The 17,813-nt window shown below is 39.0% G+C and carries 17 protein-coding genes and 3 tRNA genes; 8 read left to right on the top strand and 12 right to left on the bottom strand.

Annotated elements, in window-relative coordinates; genetic code table 11:
• Positions 1 to 18 precede the first annotated feature (18 nt).
• Positions 19 to 1,065 carry an anthranilate phosphoribosyltransferase gene (trpD, locus tag AC1M9P_RS01795; protein ID WP_035266991.1) on the bottom strand — a complete coding sequence of 349 codons (1,047 nt, stop codon included), beginning with the start codon at positions 1,063 to 1,065 and terminating at the stop codon, positions 19 to 21.
• A gap of 9 nt (positions 1,066 to 1,074) precedes the next feature.
• Positions 1,075 to 1,659: an anthranilate synthase component II gene (locus AC1M9P_RS01800; protein ID WP_481586574.1), complete on the bottom strand. Its 585-nt coding sequence runs from the start codon at positions 1,657 to 1,659 to the stop codon at positions 1,075 to 1,077.
• A 952-nt stretch (positions 1,660 to 2,611) separates the two neighbouring features.
• On the opposite strand from AC1M9P_RS01800, the gene glnA reads away from it, so the two are divergent.
• Positions 2,612 to 4,027 (top strand): type I glutamate--ammonia ligase, encoded by a 1,416-nt coding sequence (gene glnA / locus AC1M9P_RS01805; protein ID WP_171076768.1) that lies wholly within the window; start codon positions 2,612 to 2,614, stop codon positions 4,025 to 4,027.
• 96 nt (positions 4,028 to 4,123) lie between these two features.
• Positions 4,124 to 4,402, top strand: a complete 279-nt coding sequence (locus tag AC1M9P_RS01810) for a hypothetical protein (RefSeq protein WP_481586575.1) — start codon at positions 4,124 to 4,126, stop codon at positions 4,400 to 4,402.
• A gap of 30 nt (positions 4,403 to 4,432) precedes the next feature.
• Here the strand turns inward: AC1M9P_RS01810 and AC1M9P_RS01815 are convergent, their stop codons facing one another.
• Entirely contained in the window at positions 4,433 to 5,347 is a 915-nt protein-coding gene (locus AC1M9P_RS01815) for a polysaccharide deacetylase family protein (protein WP_481586576.1), read from the bottom strand.
• Between the two features lie 160 nt (positions 5,348 to 5,507).
• Between AC1M9P_RS01815 and AC1M9P_RS01820 the strand changes: the two genes are divergently transcribed.
• The 4 genes from AC1M9P_RS01820 (at position 5,508) to AC1M9P_RS01835 (ending at position 8,563) form a co-directional block, all read left to right on the top strand.
• The gene (locus tag AC1M9P_RS01820; protein WP_481586577.1) at positions 5,508 to 5,999 is read left to right on the top strand and encodes a chorismate--pyruvate lyase family protein; all 492 of its coding nucleotides are present in this window, start codon (positions 5,508 to 5,510) and stop codon (positions 5,997 to 5,999) included.
• A gap of 10 nt (positions 6,000 to 6,009) precedes the next feature.
• A complete protein-coding gene (gene ubiA / locus AC1M9P_RS01825) occupies positions 6,010 to 6,888 on the top strand; it encodes a 4-hydroxybenzoate octaprenyltransferase (RefSeq protein ID WP_481586578.1) in 879 nt (292 codons plus the stop codon).
• 108 nt (positions 6,889 to 6,996) lie between these two features.
• Entirely contained in the window at positions 6,997 to 8,220 is a 1,224-nt protein-coding gene (locus AC1M9P_RS01830) for an alpha/beta hydrolase family protein (protein ID WP_481586579.1), read from the top strand.
• 112 nt (positions 8,221 to 8,332) lie between these two features.
• On the top strand, positions 8,333 to 8,563 hold the full coding sequence (locus AC1M9P_RS01835) for a hypothetical protein (protein ID WP_051586562.1): 231 nt from the start codon (positions 8,333 to 8,335) through the stop codon (positions 8,561 to 8,563).
• Here AC1M9P_RS01835 and AC1M9P_RS01840 read toward each other — a convergent pair whose 3' ends face one another.
• From AC1M9P_RS01840 to AC1M9P_RS01865, 6 genes are all read right to left on the bottom strand, one after another.
• Positions 8,564 to 9,016, bottom strand: coding sequence for a DUF2726 domain-containing protein (locus AC1M9P_RS01840; protein WP_481586580.1), 453 nt, complete (start codon positions 9,014 to 9,016; stop codon positions 8,564 to 8,566).
• A gap of 66 nt (positions 9,017 to 9,082) precedes the next feature.
• A tRNA-Asn gene (locus AC1M9P_RS01845) sits at positions 9,083 to 9,158 on the bottom strand.
• A gap of 505 nt (positions 9,159 to 9,663) precedes the next feature.
• A tRNA-Asn gene (locus tag AC1M9P_RS01850) sits at positions 9,664 to 9,739 on the bottom strand.
• A gap of 6 nt (positions 9,740 to 9,745) precedes the next feature.
• A tRNA-Asn gene (locus AC1M9P_RS01855) sits at positions 9,746 to 9,821 on the bottom strand.
• A 153-nt stretch (positions 9,822 to 9,974) separates the two neighbouring features.
• Complete coding sequence (locus AC1M9P_RS01860) at positions 9,975 to 10,601, bottom strand: superoxide dismutase (protein ID WP_092765960.1); 627 nt, start codon at positions 10,599 to 10,601, stop codon at positions 9,975 to 9,977.
• A 161-nt stretch (positions 10,602 to 10,762) separates the two neighbouring features.
• Complete coding sequence (locus tag AC1M9P_RS01865; protein WP_481586581.1) at positions 10,763 to 11,521, bottom strand: Nif3-like dinuclear metal center hexameric protein; 759 nt, start codon at positions 11,519 to 11,521, stop codon at positions 10,763 to 10,765.
• A gap of 169 nt (positions 11,522 to 11,690) precedes the next feature.
• Between AC1M9P_RS01865 and AC1M9P_RS01870 the strand changes: the two genes are divergently transcribed.
• The gene (locus AC1M9P_RS01870) at positions 11,691 to 12,878 is read left to right on the top strand and encodes a trypsin-like peptidase domain-containing protein (protein ID WP_035267020.1); all 1,188 of its coding nucleotides are present in this window, start codon (positions 11,691 to 11,693) and stop codon (positions 12,876 to 12,878) included.
• 234 nt (positions 12,879 to 13,112) lie between these two features.
• Here the strand turns inward: AC1M9P_RS01870 and AC1M9P_RS01875 are convergent, their stop codons facing one another.
• On the bottom strand, positions 13,113 to 14,117 hold the full coding sequence (locus AC1M9P_RS01875) for a Tim44 domain-containing protein (RefSeq protein WP_481586582.1): 1,005 nt from the start codon (positions 14,115 to 14,117) through the stop codon (positions 13,113 to 13,115).
• A 131-nt stretch (positions 14,118 to 14,248) separates the two neighbouring features.
• Positions 14,249 to 15,637, bottom strand: a complete 1,389-nt coding sequence (radA, locus tag AC1M9P_RS01880) for a DNA repair protein RadA (protein WP_179998490.1) — start codon at positions 15,635 to 15,637, stop codon at positions 14,249 to 14,251.
• A 185-nt stretch (positions 15,638 to 15,822) separates the two neighbouring features.
• Here radA and AC1M9P_RS01885 point away from each other — a divergent pair, with 185 nt between their 5' ends.
• The gene (locus AC1M9P_RS01885; RefSeq protein ID WP_481586583.1) at positions 15,823 to 16,221 is read left to right on the top strand and encodes a hypothetical protein; all 399 of its coding nucleotides are present in this window, start codon (positions 15,823 to 15,825) and stop codon (positions 16,219 to 16,221) included.
• 58 nt (positions 16,222 to 16,279) lie between these two features.
• On the opposite strand, the gene AC1M9P_RS01890 is transcribed toward AC1M9P_RS01885, so the two are convergent.
• Positions 16,280 to 17,638 carry an alanine/glycine:cation symporter family protein gene (locus AC1M9P_RS01890; RefSeq protein ID WP_481586584.1) on the bottom strand — a complete coding sequence of 453 codons (1,359 nt, stop codon included), beginning with the start codon at positions 17,636 to 17,638 and terminating at the stop codon, positions 16,280 to 16,282.
• Positions 17,639 to 17,813: the final 175 nt, after the last annotated feature.

The following is a 17,813-nucleotide window of genomic DNA, read 5'->3' on the forward strand; positions in this document are numbered from 1 at the left end:
AAGAATGTCCTGACTTAATTAAGCTTCATAATGTTTTATTGTTTTTGTGAATTCAGAAAGTACATCCATCTTTTCAAGTGCCTGACCACCATAAATGATGTCATGTGCTAATGCCACACCTTGTTTATAACTCGAAGTTAAACCTGAGACATAAATACCAGCACCAGCATTCAATGCAATCATACTGGCCGCTTTTTCACCTTTCGGTGATTTTTTCTTACCTAGTGCATCTTTGATCAGTGCCAAACTTTCAGCAGAGCTATCAACAGATAAATGCGTCAATGTTTGAGATTCAATCTCTACATCCTCAGGGAGGATTTCCCACTCAGTAATTTCACCATTTTTTAACTCAGCGACATAGGTGGATGAAGCAAGACTGATTTCATCTAGTCCATCTTTAGAGTGAACAACCATGACGTGCTCAGCACCAAGTTGCTTAAGAACTTCAGCAATAGGTCGACATAATTCTGTTGAGAACACGCCAATTACAAAGCGCTTTACACCAGCCGGATTCGTAAGCGGGCCAAGTAAGTTGAAAATGCTTCTGAAGCCCAATTCTTTACGAGGACCTGCTGCATACTTCATTGCTTTATGATGGTTTGGAGCAAAGAGAAAACCCACACCCAAATCGCGGATACAGCGTTCAGTCTGTGCCATATTTAGGTCGAGATTAATACCAGCTTGTTCTAATAGATCTGACGAGCCTGATTTTGATGACACACCTCGGCCACCGTGTTTGGCAATCGTTGCACCTGCAGCTGCAATTACAAAACTTGATGCAGTTGATACATTAAACAGGTTTTGTCCATCACCACCCGTGCCAACGATATCGACTAAGTATGGAAGATCACTGACATCAATCTTGATCGCATATTCACGCATCACACGTGCAGCAGCAGTAATTTCGTCAATACTTTCGCCTTTTAAACGCAAACCCATCATCAATGCACCGATTTGTGCATCAGTCGCTTCACCATCCATAATGGTGCGCATAACAGCTTCCATTTGAGGCTGTGTTAATTCAATATTTTTCGTAATGTTGTTTAATGCTTGTTGAATATTCATGTCTTGCTCTTACGCATAAATTTCTAAGAAGTTTTGGAAAATTTTGTGGCCATGTTGGCTGAGTATCGATTCTGGATGGAACTGAACACCTTCAACGGGAAGGATTTTATGTTTCACACCCATAATTTCTTCCATAGAACCATCTTCTTCATTGGTCCAACACGTCACCTCTAAACATTCAGGTAAAGTCGCTTGATCAATGACTAAAGAGTGATAGCGAGTCGCTGAGAATGGAGAGGGTAGATTGCTAAAGATCCCTTGATCAGAGTGGTACATGTCAGATAAACGCCCGTGCATTACTTTTTTTGCACGAACAATATCTCCACCAAATGCTTGCCCGATACTTTGGTGACCTAAGCACACCCCAAGCAGTGGAATCTTGCCTGAAAAGTGTTGAATCGCTGGGATTGAAATACCTGCCTCAGAGGGAGAGCAGGGACCAGGTCCAATGACGAGATATTTTGGTTGCCATCGCTCAATATCCTCCAAAGTCACGGCATCATTACGGACCACTTTTACTTCCTGATTTAACTCGCCAAAATATTGGACGATGTTGTAGGTAAAAGAGTCATAGTTGTCGATCATCAGAAGCATTTTAAGCTTAACCTCTTGAAATTTATAATTTAACTTAATTTAGCTTTGTTATTCACATTAATAAGATACATCACAGGGTGTTGACTGCATCCTTGTCTAGTAACTCAAAGCGATTAAGTGGCAGTTATCATAGCAGATTCTTTTATCAGCGCAGGTTAAATTTTGGGGTTCAAAACATCAGCAATATTGATCACTTAAATCAAATTAATGTGTGAATGAATGGTTCTAGGTGAAGAGCGCTAATAAATGAAATATTGATCTGAATCTAAAAGCTCATACGTGTTATTCATAAGTTTTTTTAATCATTCTGTTTGATGAGTAAGATTTGTTTTAAAAACAAACAAACAAAATGCACTCAGTAAATTTATAATTTATAAGATTTAGTCTCGCGGTCGTTCACTTTTACATCATTTAGCGAAGATATTTAATTTTAATGAACTAATATGATGCACAAAATTTAGATTCATCATGGCTCGATGTGTATTAATAAAGTCATGATTGAGTTGTAATTTTAGTCTTTCAAGTAAAAATTAAATATTAAATTTTTTTATTTATTGATATATAAAACAAGGCATTAAACGCATGTGCCTGAAAATTTGATCCATTTTTCTAATTTATAAAAATTTATAAAATATATCGTTTGGTAAATTAAGTAATTAAATCCCTGAATAAACTTGACTTTAAGTTTAATAATTAAACGATCATGCTCTGAGGTGCACCATTTTGATACAGGTTGTAAATAAATATTTTTTATTGCGATGAACTGTGCCTGAATATGGTGCATTTAGTTTTAAGCACAGTATAATAGTCGCAAAGCAAAGTGAATAAAGCTGTTAATCTGATAAGGATTTCAAGATTTTAGCTTTGCTTTTAAAAGTTGGTACGGTAATTGCTTTAAAACTACCAACTACTAACACGCACTAAATGTGCAACAAAAAATCATCGGAGCAAAATGAGCATGGCGAACAAGGTCCTACAACTCATCCAAGAAAGTGGCGCAAAATGGGTAGACTTCCGTTTTACGGACACTAAGGGTAAAGAACAACATGTTACTTACCCAGCAGATACTATCGATGAAGATACTTTTGAAGATGGTAAAATGTTCGACGGTTCTTCAATTGCTGGTTGGAAAGGTATCGAAGCGTCTGACATGATCTTACGTCCAGATGCTGAAACAGGTTTTATCGACCCGTTTTTTGCAGAGCCAACTGTAGTGGTGACTTGTGATGTTATTGAGCCATCTACTGGTCAAGGTTATGACCGTGACCCACGTTCAATTGCTCGCCGTGCAGAAGAATATTTAAAATCTACTGGTATTGGTGATACTGCTTTCTTTGGTCCAGAACCAGAATTCTTCGTATTTGACGAAGTTAAATGGGACATCGATATGTCTGGTGCTCGCCATACATTAATCGCTGAAGAAGCTGCTTGGTCTACAGGTAATTCTTACGAATCAGGTAACTCAGGCCACCGTCCACGCGTTAAAGGTGGTTACTTCCCAGTGCCTCCAGTTGATTCTCACCACGATATGCGTGCAGAAATGTGTGCGAAAATTGAAGACATCATGGGGCCAGGTCGTGTAGAAGTACATCACCATGAAGTTGCATCTTGCCAATTAGAAATTGGTGTGAGCTTCAACACTATGGTTCGTAAAGCTGACGAAGTACAACAGTTTAAATATGCTGTTTGGAACGTTGCTCATCAATATGCTAAAACTGCAACGTTTATGCCTAAACCAATGGTTGGTGATAACGGTTCTGGTATGCACGTTCATATGTCAATTTCTAAAGACGGCAAGAACTTGTTTGCTGGTGATGAATATGCAGGCCTTTCAGAAATGGCATTGTATTTCATTGGCGGTATCATCAAGCACGCACGCTCATTAAATGCGATTACTAACCCTTCTACAAACTCGTATAAGCGTTTAGTGCCACATTATGAAGCGCCAATTATGCTTGCTTATTCAGCGCGTAACCGTTCGGCTTCTATCCGTATTCCATACGTTTCTAGCCCGAAAGGTAAACGTATTGAAGCACGTTTCCCAGATCCAATGATGAACCCTTACTTAGGTTTCGCTGCATTGTTAATGGCGGGTATCGACGGTATTCAAAACAAGATTCATCCAGGTGAAGCTTCAGACAAGAATTTGTATGATCTACCTCCTGAAGAAGAAGCAAAAATTCCTACAGTTGCACACAGCTTGGATATGGCTTTAGAAGCTCTTCAAGCCGATCACGATTACCTTCTTAAAGGTGGCGTATTCACTAAAGAAATGCTTGATGCTTACATTGAGCTTAAAACTGAAGAAGTTCGTCGTCTTAATACGACAACTCACCCAGTTGAATTTGATATGTACTACAGCCTGTAATTCGTTCACGAATTTCGCTGTAAAAAACCCGCGCAATGCGCGGGTTTTTTTGTGTTTTGAGTTAAAATAAATGTAGTCAAATATGAGAAATATTTCATGGCAAAGCCACGTAAAAAGCACACGGGATTTTTTCCTTGGAATGATCCAAGTGATCACGAAAAAGGATTTAAGCTCAATTTTTCTGAAGTGACCTATTTGGAAGTTGGCAGAACCGTCGAAGGCTATAAACAGGCACAATTTCTTGAACTAAGAAATCCTGATTTGGCTTTACAATTTGATTATCCAAATAAATTTTATATCAGTGCCGAAGGTTTGATTTTAGTAAAAACAGCACAAGGTAAATTTGAAGTGATTGCAAAATCAGACAATGCTTGAATGTGTGAGTCTGCGCCTAAAAAATAAGATTTATTCCTTGTGATCATCCAAGTCATATTTGAGTAAGTTTTCACGCTCATAAGGTGCATCCTCAGCAGGATATCTTAAACTTTCAATATTTTGGCTTTTGGCGATAGACCATATAACACTCTCCCCAGCGGGGATATTAGGGCTGAAATTCTGATATAACGGATCAACATAAGCATCTGTTGTATTGATTATTGTCCACCCTTTGCTTTCTAAGGCTAAAATAATCTCGCCTAGAAACTGTCCATTAATCGCATTCGTGTGGAGTAACAATACATGCTGAGGAGAGCGTTGAAGGGTTTGCAATGCGAGTGAATCATAATATTCAGCTCGATCAAGAAGATGATCAATATAAGCACGCTTCAATCTTTTAATGTGTGACGTTTTTCCTGCTTTTAGATACGCTAGATATTTTTGATTATAAAACCAGTCACTTGCATCAATACTGACACCACCATGCTGGTAATGATTTTGTTTTAACCAGTTTTGGACTTGATCTCTTTTCGCAATATTATTACCTTCTTTGAGATAGGGATATCTAAAAATTTTCCTAAAGTTTTGTAAATCATGAAAAACCAATTCATTAATTTTAATGCTTTTGATGTAGTCTTTCGCCAAAACTTCAGGTTTATTTAAATTTTCGTGAAAAGCACTGTGATTGCCAACAATGTGTCCGTGTTTATCCCATTGACGTATTAAGTCTTTACCCGCATTGTCACCGATTTTGATGTAACTTGGGAAAATGATAGATTGAATATTTTTGTTTTTTAAATGCGCTAGTATTTGTTGATTGATGTGTGGAGCAGTAGGATCGATAGTTGGATTTAATCCATCATCAAAACTCAGTGCTAATTGACGAGCATGAGCTTGGCAAAGAAATAACAGTGATATAAATGAGTACAAGCTAAATTTAAGCATGTTTAATGAAGTTGTTTACGAATGAATGTTTATAGCATTTTTTTGAGGGAGTGCAGTATGAAATGTGTGAGTGTGATGCCCTAAACTAAGCCATAGGTTTGGTGCATTAGTTCTAAAGCTTGGGTACACTTGAGTGTATAAAATAATGGTAGTCTGAAATATGCTCGAAAGCCGTCAATTTAATCATCAGGAAAAATTAATGTGTCCTGAGTTAAAAAAATGGTTGTACGCCTCAGGCTCACTTACCCAACAAATGACAGATTTAGCTGATGGAATATTTAAAGTTCAACGAATCCAAGAGCGATTTCAACGTTTAAACTTTAATGATGCTAGTTGGATGGGTGTATCACATCAGCATACTTCATGGGTTAGAGAGACTCATTTATTTGGTTCTGATTGCGAACCTTGGGTAAAAGCGAAATCTATTTTTCCAATTACCAGCCTTCAAAAAAAAGCACGTCTTTTTCAACATATTGGAAATCAGCCCATAGGTCGATTCCTGTTCCATCGCACAGAACCGCAATGCCAACGTCGCGTGATCTTCCTTGAGGATGGATGGACTAGACAGAGCTGTTATACTTGGCATGGCTGTAAATTTATTGTCCAAGAAACATTTTTACCAGCATTTGAACGTTTTATAAAAACTCATTGAGCTAGACTTTATGGCAACCGCACAAGCAATCACCTGGCGCGAGCGTTTAAGCGCTTATTACTATTTATGTCGTTTCGATAAGCCAATTGGTACTGAGTTAGTCCTGTGGCCCACCTTATGGGCGCTGTGGATTGCAGCTGGTGGAATACCTGATTTAGTGACACTGCTTGCCATCGTATGTGGCACTATATTTATGCGTGCAGCGGGATGTGCCATTAATGATTTTGCTGATCGTAAAGTGGATGCACACGTAGAAAGAACCAAAAATCGTCCATTAGCCACAGGTGTGATTTCGGCAAAAGAAGCAGTTTGGGTGTTTATCGCACTGGTTGCTGCAAGTGCTTGTACATTGTTTTTCCTGCCTATTGAAACTTTTTATTGTGCTTTAATTGGGCTGGTACTTGCTTTCATCTATCCATTTATGAAGCGCTATACGCATTTACCTCAAGTGGTACTGGGGATGGCATTCTCATGGGGAATACCGATGTCATTTACGGCAATGGGCAAGCCTTTGGATTGGACGTGTTGGCTACTTTATTTCGGTAATTTGGCTTGGACTGTGGCTTATGATACTCAATATGCAATTACGGATCGCGAATATGATTTAAAGATTGGGGTTAAGTCGACGGCTATTTTGTTTGGAAAAAATGATATTAAAATTATCAGTTTATTGCAGGCGATGAGTGTCATTTTAATTGGTGCTGCACTATGGCTTGAACATATACTTGTCCCTTTTGGATTAATCGCATTAGTGCTCGTGGTAGGTGATTTCATCTATCAATGGACCAAAACACGTGATAAAGATCCGCAATGGTGCTTCTGGGCATTTAGACATAACCGATGGGTAGGGGTGATGATCTTTATGGGTATTTTTATTGCATTCATATAAACTGAATATTAAGTACAAATAAAGTTATTAAGCATCCTAGTCGGATGCTTTTTTTTATGTTTAATTAAAAGTACTCATGGAGAGTGATAATAATGAAGGGAAAGAATGATGAAGTATGTGATTAAAAAAACAGTTATCGCAATGTACTGTACGGCAGCATTACTCTTAACGGCTTGTAATAGTGATGATGATAAAAATATTTTTCAAGAAAAAGTGTTTGTTGCTGAGAAAGCTTATCAAAAAGATAGTCTAGAGCAAGCTTCCAAAATCCAAATTATGACTTATTTAATGCCGAATGTTCTGGGTCAGAAAACTGAGGCTACAGCAATGGTCATGTTTCCTAAGAAAGCTCAGCCAGCAGCAGGATGGCCAGTGGTGGTATGGGCACATGGAACAACTGGTGTTGGAGACGAATGTGCACCAAGCAATAATTTACTTAATTCGAATTTTGAAATTTTAGCGAACAGTCTTCTTAAAGAAGGTTATGTCATTGTAGCCCCTGATTATGAAGGTTTGGGAGTTAAAGGGATTCATCCTTATCTTCATCTATCTAGTGCTGCACAATCTGCGATTCATGCAATAAAGTCAGTTCACCAAGCATATCCATCACGATTAAGTAAATCTTGGATGTCTGTCGGCCAATCCCAAGGTGGTCATGCATCATTAGGAATTGCACAATATGCCAATAATGATCCGTATTTCAAAGGGGCTGTAGCGACTGCTCCAGCATCCAGTTTGGGTTACATTATTACCCAAGTCGCACCAAATGCCATTTCAGCGATAGAAATTCAAAATAGAGATTTGGCAATCGCTATTTATTCAGAGCTATTAGCTTATGCTGCTTATACAGGTGTAGGGATTAAAGCATATGAACCTAGATTTTCATTAGCAACGATATTCCAATCTAGGTCTCAAGCTGTGGCAGAGAAAGCTGAGGGGTCGACTGGTGAAAATGGCCTATGCTTGATGCCATTAATTGATGAGTTTAGAACAGATATTAAGACTTATTTGGAATCAAATTCAACACAAAAAGTAATGGACTATCCTGGGTTAAAGGTTGGCTTTGAAAATGATCCAGTGGTGAGTAGTTTTTTAAGTAATAATCAGCCTGGAACTCAAAAACTCATGAAACCGGTTTATGTGGTTCAAGGTGAAAATGACACCGCTGTGCCATATCAAGTAACACAACAATTAGTAAATCAGTTAAATGGCTTGGGGACTCAACCTCCAGTTGTATTAGATATTGTGGCAGGAGCATCGCATACACAAGCGATTGTTGAGAAAAATGATGAGGTTGTTGATTTTATTAAATCGTATTTATCGGTGCGCTAAACGTGACTATGTCAGCTAGGGTGTTGCATCCTAGTTGACACTTAAAGCTAAAGTTTTTTCTATGACTTTATTCTGTTATATTGCCTCGGACTCAATGACTCAGGTTTTGTTGATGACTTCATCAAAAAAGAAATTCACCACTAAATTTATTTTATTGGCAAGTCTAGGCCCCCTTATCCCGTTGCTTATCATTGCGATTGCTTTTTTTGCAGTAAAGAGTGATGCAAAGAACAAAGCAGAGTACGATCGTTTACGTGCAGAACAAGCCGCGCGAATTGAAGCTAGAGAAAAACAAGAGCAACTTGAGCAGAATGCTTCGTCTGTAGCAGAGCCTTTGAACTAATTATTTTTTAGCAAGAATGTCTTTTTTGAGACTTTGAACACTTGGGATATCGTTATAGCGAAATACTCGATATCCTGCTTCATAAAACATTTGATCGCGTTCAGCATCTTCTTGTTCCTTACCAAGATGACTTGGATCATCGAGTTCGATAATGGCGATAACTTTAAGCTGATCATCCAGTAAGACAAAGTCAGTCACTTTTCGATTAAATTTAGCTCGAATCTTTAGACTGGGGTTTGTGATTAAAGCGCTAAAAGCGACTTGAGCAAGCACATGGTATTGCGGAAAACTCTCTTTTAATCTAAAAAACATTTTACTTTCAAATGCGGTAATAATGCGTTTGGGGTAAAAGCGTTGTGGCTTTTTAAATAATTGTTGAAAGATAATGGTGAGCAGGGCAAGGGTTGCAATAACACCAATAATTAAGAAAGTAATTTGACTGGATTGAAACACAGGAATTCGTAAATAAAAGCACATATAAGAAAAAACCCACTCGATTGAGTGGGTTTTTAGAATCTTTGGCTCTCCAACCTGGGCTCGAACCAGGGACCTGCGGATTAACAGTCCGTCGCTCTACCGACTGAGCTATTGGAGAATCTGGTACGCATTCTATGAGTCAAATGAAGAGAGGTCAAGCCTTAACATTGAAAAATATTAGAAATATGAATCAACTGATTTAAATTTAATCTAAGTGAAACGATCTATAGCTTTTTTAATAAATGGACATACTCTGCTTTGCTTTTCAGTGGATTCGCTTTACGACATAAACTCATAAGTTCCATCATGGTTTGTTGTGATGATTCCACATTTACCTCGTTTTGAATTTTTTTGATCAGGAGTGTGTGTTCAGAGGACAATTCTGAAGTGCAGTGATACAAACGTTCATACATAAGTGCAGGGGCTACTTTATTATGTTCAGATTTCTGAGTGCATTGAAATATAAAAATGAGACTGCCAACAAGTAGAGACCAGAAAATCAGTGATTTAAGCCAAGGTGTATTCATTTTTAGACTTTTTTATAAAATTAGAATAATTCTATAGCAAATCAAAAATTTAGGCATAAAAAAACCCAAGTCATTATGCTTGGGTTTTTAGAATCTTGGCTCTCCCACCTGGGCTCGAACCAGGGACCTGCGGATTAACAGTCCGTCGCTCTACCGACTGAGCTATGGGAGATTAGATTGGCTCTCCAACCTGGGCTCGAACCAGGGACCTGCGGATTAACAGTCCGTCGCTCTACCGACTGAGCTATTGGAGAATCTGATGCGCATTTTAGGGTTGAAATTACTAGTCGTCAACCAATTATTGTAAAGAAATGAATAGTTTGATTTATTAATACTCAAATTGATGTAAATAATAAAAAAACCATCCTAAAAGGATGGTTTTTTAAACCTAATAAGACGGTTAAATCTTATTTTTCTACGCCAGCTTCTTGACCAGCATATTTCGCATTAGCGTAATCCCAGTTCACTAAGCTTTCTAAGAAAGTAGAAATATACTTAGGACGAGCGTTGCGGAAGTCGATGTAGTAAGCATGTTCCCAAACATCGATCGTTAATACAGCTACTTTACCATGAGCAAGTGGAGTATCAGCATTTGAAGTTTTCATGATAGAAAGTTTACCATTTACTTCATCAGCAACTAACCAAGCCCAACCTGAACCGAATTGAGTTGTAGCAGCAGCAGCAAATTCTTCAGCAAATTTTTCGTAAGAACCGAAAGCTTCGTCAATTTTAGCAGCTAAAGCACCAGTCGCTTTACCACCACCGTTTTTAGCCATACAATTCCAGTAGAATGTGTGGTTCCAAACTTGTGCTGCGTTGTTGAAGATACCTGCTTTAGAAGCATCACCAGCAGAAGCTTTGATGATTTCTTCAAGCGTTTTACCTTCAAGATCAGTACCTGCAATAAGGTTGTTTAGATTAACAACGTAAGTATTGTGGTGTTTGTCGTGGTGGTATTCTAAAGTTTCTTTGCTGATGTGTGGAGCAAGATCTTCGTAACCGTACGGAAGAGCTGGTAAAGTAATCGTTGTCATGTTTTAAGTTCCTTGCATTGTGCTGGGTTTTACATCGAAGTGCACTTATTGTAATAGATTCTCACCATATTTTGCGCATTACTTATAAATAAGAATACAGAATAAAGCGTGAATTAATACGTATAAGCTCACTCCAATTTAAAACGCGTGGTTAAATCAATTTAAATAGGATTATTGAGTTCAACGTAATGATATTCAAGACCAAATTGTTCACAAATTGCTTGACCTAGTCGTTGAACACCATAACGTTCAGTCGCATGATGTCCACATGCGTAATAATGCACATCTAATTCTACAGCTTGATAAAAGGTACGCTCACTGACTTCACCTGAAATATAAGCATCGCAATTTTGTTCGGCAGCTTTAGTGATAAAGTCTTGAGCACCGCCAGTACAAAATCCAACTTTTTGAATACGTGGTTTATCAGCCATCAAATGTATCGGATCATAATTAAGTTGTTGTGACACAAAAGCTTTGAACTCATCTGGTGTCATTGCATTTTTTAAATAGCCGATATTTCCAATGGGATGACGTTCATTCGGATCAAGTGCTTCAAGTTGATCAAGATGAAGTAAATCTGCTATCGCTGCATTATTTCCCAAGCTAGGGTGGCTATCTAGAGGTAAATGATAAGCTAATAATGAAATATCATGTTGAATGAGTGATTTAATTCGTTTGCCACGCATTCCTGTAATCGGAGATGGCTCACCTTTCCAAAAATAGCCATGGTGAACCAATAAAACATCAGCTTGCAGCTCGATTGCAGCATCAATGGCTGATTGAGAAGCCGATACAGCACAAACAATTCGCTTTACTTCTGTTTTGCCTTCGATTTGCAGACCATTAGGAGCGTAATCTTTAAATTCATTGGCTTTTAGGGTCTGATCACACCATTGGATAATGTCGTTTAGCTTTACCATAATGTTCTTAAGTCTGTGAAAATATAAAGATCAAAGCATATTTTTAATATTAACTAAAGCCGAACAAAACTATTTTCACAATTTTAGGTATATAAATTTTTTTTGATTACAATATGCTGTCATAAATACTTTTCTCATCAATAAATTAAAATTCTCAGAGGATATTAAAGTGCGCCGGTCCTTTACATGGTTACCATGGGTGTTACTCATCATTGTAATTATTAGTTTTGTCACGTGGCAAAAGCTAAATCAACCAAAGCCTCAAATAGCAGCTGATGGTTATAAAATGCCGGCTGAAAAAGTAGAACCTTTAGTGGATACGACACGTTCTGGGGGAGTGGTTTCATACAATGCTGCGGTAAAGGTTGCAGCACCTGCAGTCGTCAATATTTTTACAACACAAACTGTTAAAAAAATTGATCATCCGATTCTAAATGATCCTGTTTTCAGAGAATTTTTTGGTGGTCAATTACCAGAACGTTTTGGACAAGGACCAAATGAAAATAGTTTGGGTTCAGGGGTGATTGTTCGACCTGATGGTTATATTCTGACTAATAATCATGTGATTGCACAGGCTGATCAGATTATTGTGGCGTTGTATGATGGTCGTCGAGCAGAAGCCAAAGTGATTGGAACAGATCCTGATACGGATTTAGCAGTCATTAAAATCGAAATGGACAAACTACCAGTACTTCCTTTCAAACTGAGTGGAAACGAGGTTGGAGATGTTGTACTCGCAATTGGTAATCCATTTGGCGTGGGGCAAACAGTCACGCAAGGGATCATTTCTGCGACAGAGCGTTCGGGATTGGGTATAAATTTCTATGAAGATTTCATTCAAACCGATGCTGCTATTAATCCAGGAAACTCTGGGGGAGCACTCATTGATGTTGCTGGTAATTTGATTGGGATTAATACCGCAATATTCTCGCAATCGGGTGGTTCTTTGGGAATTGGTTTTGCTATTCCTGCTAAAGTCTGTCAGCAAGTTTTGAATTCAATATTAAAAGAAGGCAGAGTGATTCGTGGGTGGCTAGGTATTGGTTTGGCGAATCCGACGCAACTCGATGTATTACAACCTCGTGAGAAGGGGGTAATTGTGAGCAGCGTCTATGAGTCTGGTCCTGCAGATAAAGCTAAGATTAAAGTTGGTGATCGGATCATGAAAGTAAATGATCAGGAGATCAATAATCCATCACAATTAATTAATTATGTTGCAATGCAATCACCGAATACCTCTGCGAAAATTGAGATTTTACGTGAAGGTAAGAGCATCAATACTGAAGTGGTTATTGGTGAACGACCAGCTGAAACCAGCGATCGTAATAGCCAGTATATTCCATTACCTCGTCGTTAAATTAACAAGCCCCAGTAATGGGGCTTTTTTATAATTCTTAGATTCTATATTGTTTCAAACCCTTGAATAGATCTGAATAAATCTGCTACTTAGTGATTTAAATACGGTCATGCATTCCTAAGTGACGGTGAGATAGGGTTTTAATACATGCAGAATTGAATTCACTCAACAAGGATTAAACAGTGTACGAAACAAAAAAAGCCAGTGGTTCACTGGCTTTTTAAAAGAATAAAATTAGCTTTCCTGTTGAATACCCGCAATCAACCAATCTTGACTAGAACCCGCTGGTTTAACGAAATGCCAGACTTCAGCAAACGGTTGTGGAAGGCTGTTTAAGTCTTCACTTACCGTACCCGTGAAACGAACGCTAACAACGTATTGACCATTTTCAGTTGCAGAATCAACAACCATAGCATTCAGATTTGAAAACTCAGCTACGTCTTGATCTTGGTTAGCCATGATATCGTTATACATCGATTGATAAAGATCAGGCGTCAAATAACGTTGAATCTCAGCAATATTACTTGCCGTATTCATCGATTGAATATGATTGAAGCGTTGGCGTGCAATGCGTAAGAAAGCAGCTGGTTCAGTTCCGTCAGGTAGCTGACTTCCACTAGACATTGTTGCTGCACCAAAAGGAGCTTGTGGTGCTTGACCAAATGGCGCTTGAGATGCAGCTGTGCCACCGCCCACAGATTGACCAAAAATATTGGTATTGTCATTAGACACTGAAGGGCGAGGTGCAGCAGTTTGACCAAACGGTGCAGATTGTGGACCTGAACTGTTTGGTGCATAAGGGTTGTTAGCCGCTAATTTTTTTTTTGCTCCGAATTTACGGAAGATGAAGAACGCAGCAGCAGCAATAATCAACAACCATACCCAACTTGGGATACCACCTTCTTCCTCAGGTTGTGCAGCAACTTCTGCTTGACTTGCTGGAACAGTATCATCATCTGCTAAAGCATTTGCTGCGACTGCACCAATTGCAGCACCAGCAACACCAGCAGCGACCATACCACCCACACCAGGACCAGACTTTTGAGGCGCAGTCGCTGGAGCAGCAGGTTGTTGGGCAGGAGTAGCTTGACGTGGTTGCTGATATGATTGGGTTGGAGCAGCAGAACGGCTCATACCATGGCTTTTACCACCACCAGCACGTTTTGCTTCTGCAAAAGGCGCTACCATGAGTGTCGCCATTAAAATACCCGCAACTAAACTACGCTGTCGAACTTCCATCTAAAATTCCTATTTTAAAAAGTTAATTTCACACTGTATTTATGCAGTCTTTTGGCTTAAATTTCAACTTAAACCTCAATTTTTTTCAGTATTCATACACAGTGTACAGTTAAATAAATTGATCAGCTGAATTAATGTTCATCCGCTAAGCTCATCGCTTCAGTTAAAGCTTCATGTAGACGGGCAACGGCGATAATTCGAACACCAGAAATATCCTTTTGCGGTGCATTCGCTCTAGGCACAATAATATATTTAAACCCGTGCTTAATTGCTTCCTTCAAACGTTCCTGCCCGTTAGGTACGGGACGAATCTCTCCAGATAAACCCACCTCGCCAAATACAGCCAATTGCTGAGGGAGTGCTTTAGCTCTCAAACTTGAAGCACAAGCCAATAAGACGGCGAGATCTGAACCTGTTTCAGTAATTTTTAAGCCACCAACAACATTCACATATACGTCTTGACCAGAAGTTTGAACACCACCATGTCGGTGCATGACGGCGAGTAGCATATTCAAACGGTTTTGCTCAAGACCCAAGGCAACACGACGAGGTTGACCATGTGCGTCATCTACTAGGGCTTGCACTTCAACTAAGAGTGGACGTGTGCCTTCTCGACTAATCATGACGATAGAACCAGGAATCGCTTCATCATATCGGCTAAGAAAGATGGCTGAGGGATTGGCAACCTCTCTAAGCCCTTTATCGGTCATCCCAAAAACACCGAGTTCATTGACTGCACCAAAACGATTTTTAACAGCTCGAATCATTCGATAACGTGAATCAGATTGACCTTCAAAATAAAGTACGCAATCGACCATGTGTTCTAAAACACGAGGGCCAGCTAAAGCACCTTCTTTGGTCACATGACCCACAATAAATAAAGCTGTTCCGCTGTTCTTCGCAAAACGTGTCAGAAGGGCTGCAGATTCTCGAATTTGAGAAACGCCGCCTGGCGCAGACTGTAAAGTTTCAGTGTATAAAGTTTGAATCGAGTCTAAGATCGCGACAGCAGGTCGTTCATGCGCTAATACTTCGCAAATACGTTCTACGCACGTCTCAGCCATCACTTTTAATTGATCAGTTGGAAGATCCAAACGATTGGCACGTAATGCAACTTGAGATAAAGATTCCTCACCAGTGACATATAGGGCGGAACTTTTCGCGGCAGCCATATGGGTTGCCGTCTGCAAAAGAATTGTTGATTTACCAATACCAGGGTCACCACCGATCAGTACAACTGAACCAGTAACAAGCCCTCCGCCTAAAACGCGATCAAATTCTCCAATCCCTGTTGCTAAACGTGTTTCGTGAGAAACTGAAACTTGATTCAATGTAGTGATTGATGCTGCTTGACCAGCATAACCGCCTGCAATTTTTGGATTTGCACGATGCGTAATCGCAGGGGCAATGGTGACTTCAACTAAACTGTTCCATTCACCGCATTCTGAGCATTGACCTGCCCATTTAGGATGATCTGCGCCACATTGTTCACAGCGATATACACTTTTTGCTTTAGCCATAACTTGATATAGGTTTTTGATTATCTATATGCTGAGCATACTGAGTAAAGGTCACGAAAACAAAAAATATTGATCAAATTTTAAAATAATAAGACAAGTCATGACGTGTGCTTTAACGAGATATTAAATTAAAGCAATCATGAATTGATTTATACTCATAACAAGAATCTACTGAGTCATTTGATATGCGTTTGTACGCCCAACATATTGATGCCATCGCACGTGAAATACAGCGTGATGTACTGTTTATTCATTTTGAGAACTATACTGATGATCAGAATGATGAAGAAAGTATTCGAGATCATGTGATTGCGTGGCTTGAACAACATGAAATTAAATTTGAGCCATGTTTAGGTTTGTCTGGTGAGGATGAAATTGATAGCTATCTGGGTGACCTATATCTAGATATTCCTTTTGATGAGCAAAATATGCAGTATCAGCTGGTTAAAAATTATCTTGAAGATGAACAAGGCAATATGAAAATTGAACATGTTCTATTTTTTGTATTGAGCTTAGAGGTTGCGGAAGAAATTGTAAAGGATCAAGAGGAAAAACAAAATTTGAATGAGCAGAAATTTTCGTGAAAAGATAAAAAAGCCTCATCAATGAGGCTTTTTTATTGGTTTGATTCTATTAATTTGTTTAATAAAGCTCACCAGATTTTCGTCGTTCAATAAAATCTTTAGATTCTTTTGCAATAACTCCAGAAAGTAATAATAAGGCAATTAAGTTTGGTGCTGCCATTAAACCATTGAAGGCGTCTGCGAAAAGCCAAACTAAATCAAGTGTGACGACACAGCCTACAAATACTGAAGCAATATAAATGAGACGATAAATAAATACTGACTTTTCACCCAGTAAATAGGTGCAACATTTTTCGCCGTAATAACTCCAACCTAAAATAGTTGAATATGCAAAAAAGATGATTCCGAACGTAACAACCCAGCCCCCAAATCCTGGTAGTAATTTGTCAAAAACACTAATGGTCAGAACAGCGCCAGTTTGATCACCGAAAGTTTGTCCTGCCATGATGAAACCCATAACAAGAACAATACCCGTAATTGAGCACACAATAATCGTATCAATGAATGTACCTGTCATTGAAACTAGGCCTTGACGGGCAGGGTGGTCAGTTTTAGCTGCTGCCGCTGCAATTGGAGCAGAGCCCATACCAGCTTCGTTTGAAAATACACCACGGGCAACACCGTAACGAATCGCTGCACCAATCGCACCACCTGCTGCCGCTTCACCTGTGAATGCATAGGTAAAGATCATTTTTAAAGCAGGAACAACTAATTCAAGGTTATTGAAAATAATAATTAGCCCGCCAATGACATAGCCTAGAGCCATGACTGGAACAATAATTGAGGATGCTTTGGAAATAGACTTAATACCGCCTAAAATCACCAATGCAGAGAAAATTGTAATAATGATGGCAGTGGTGAGCGTGCTTATACCCAAACTATTTTCTACTGCTAATGCCACTGTGTTTGATTGAACTGAGCTACCAATACCAAAGGATGCCAATGTACCAAATAATGCGAAGAGGACAGCTAGCCACTTCCATTTTGCACCAAGTCCTCGTTCAATGTAGTACATTGGACCACCAGACATTTCACCTTTTTCATTTTTTACACGATATTTGACTGCCAGAACACCTTCACCGTATTTGGTTGCCATACCGAAAAATGCAGTCATCCACATCCAGAAGACAGCACCTGGACCACCCAGCACACAAGCTGTCGCTACCCCTGCGATGTTACCTGTACCAATCGTGGCTGAAAGTGCAGTCATGAGTGAGGCAAACTGTGAGATATCTCCCGAGTCTTTTTTATCGGGGTGTTTCCCAAACACTTGTTTGAATGCTAATGGAAGCATCCAGAATTGCCAAAAAAGTAGACGGAATGTTAAGAAAACACCTGTCCCAACAATCAGCACCAGCATATAAGGTCCCCAGACTAAGCCGCTGAGTGTTTCCATGATCGATTGTATTTCTTGCATAAATTACCTTCTTATTTTCCTGATTGTTTTTTACATGCATGATCAAGCAAGGGATATGCCATACTTTTGCGCGATCAAACACATCATTCCTTTTGATTATTTTTTGCACTTATATTTTTTACATATAACAACAAGATTTTCAATATTTTACTCAAAATAAGATAAATAAATATGA

This window comes from Acinetobacter sp. 25-47-122 (assembly GCF_056779695.1).

What these genes read in the sequence shown, in the direction of transcription:
- trpD (WP_035266991.1), bottom strand. Translation starts at nt 1,065, where the DNA reads ATGAATATTCAACAAGCATTAAACAACATTACGAAAAATATTGAATTA.
- AC1M9P_RS01800 (WP_481586574.1), bottom strand. Translation starts at nt 1,659, where the DNA reads ATGCTTCTGATGATCGACAACTATGACTCTTTTACCTACAACATCGTC.
- glnA (WP_171076768.1), top strand. Translation starts at nt 2,612, where the DNA reads ATGAGCATGGCGAACAAGGTCCTACAACTCATCCAAGAAAGTGGCGCA.
- AC1M9P_RS01810 (WP_481586575.1), top strand. Translation starts at nt 4,124, where the DNA reads ATGGCAAAGCCACGTAAAAAGCACACGGGATTTTTTCCTTGGAATGAT.
- AC1M9P_RS01815 (WP_481586576.1), bottom strand. Translation starts at nt 5,347, where the DNA reads ATGCTTAAATTTAGCTTGTACTCATTTATATCACTGTTATTTCTTTGC.
- AC1M9P_RS01820 (WP_481586577.1), top strand. Translation starts at nt 5,508, where the DNA reads ATGCTCGAAAGCCGTCAATTTAATCATCAGGAAAAATTAATGTGTCCT.
- ubiA (WP_481586578.1), top strand. Translation starts at nt 6,010, where the DNA reads ATGGCAACCGCACAAGCAATCACCTGGCGCGAGCGTTTAAGCGCTTAT.
- AC1M9P_RS01830 (WP_481586579.1), top strand. Translation starts at nt 6,997, where the DNA reads ATGAAGTATGTGATTAAAAAAACAGTTATCGCAATGTACTGTACGGCA.
- AC1M9P_RS01835 (WP_051586562.1), top strand. Translation starts at nt 8,333, where the DNA reads ATGACTTCATCAAAAAAGAAATTCACCACTAAATTTATTTTATTGGCA.
- AC1M9P_RS01860 (WP_092765960.1), bottom strand. Translation starts at nt 10,601, where the DNA reads ATGACAACGATTACTTTACCAGCTCTTCCGTACGGTTACGAAGATCTT.
- AC1M9P_RS01865 (WP_481586581.1), bottom strand. Translation starts at nt 11,521, where the DNA reads ATGGTAAAGCTAAACGACATTATCCAATGGTGTGATCAGACCCTAAAA.
- AC1M9P_RS01875 (WP_481586582.1), bottom strand. Translation starts at nt 14,117, where the DNA reads ATGGAAGTTCGACAGCGTAGTTTAGTTGCGGGTATTTTAATGGCGACA.
- radA (WP_179998490.1), bottom strand. Translation starts at nt 15,637, where the DNA reads ATGGCTAAAGCAAAAAGTGTATATCGCTGTGAACAATGTGGCGCAGAT.
- AC1M9P_RS01885 (WP_481586583.1), top strand. Translation starts at nt 15,823, where the DNA reads ATGCGTTTGTACGCCCAACATATTGATGCCATCGCACGTGAAATACAG.
- AC1M9P_RS01890 (WP_481586584.1), bottom strand. Translation starts at nt 17,638, where the DNA reads ATGCAAGAAATACAATCGATCATGGAAACACTCAGCGGCTTAGTCTGG.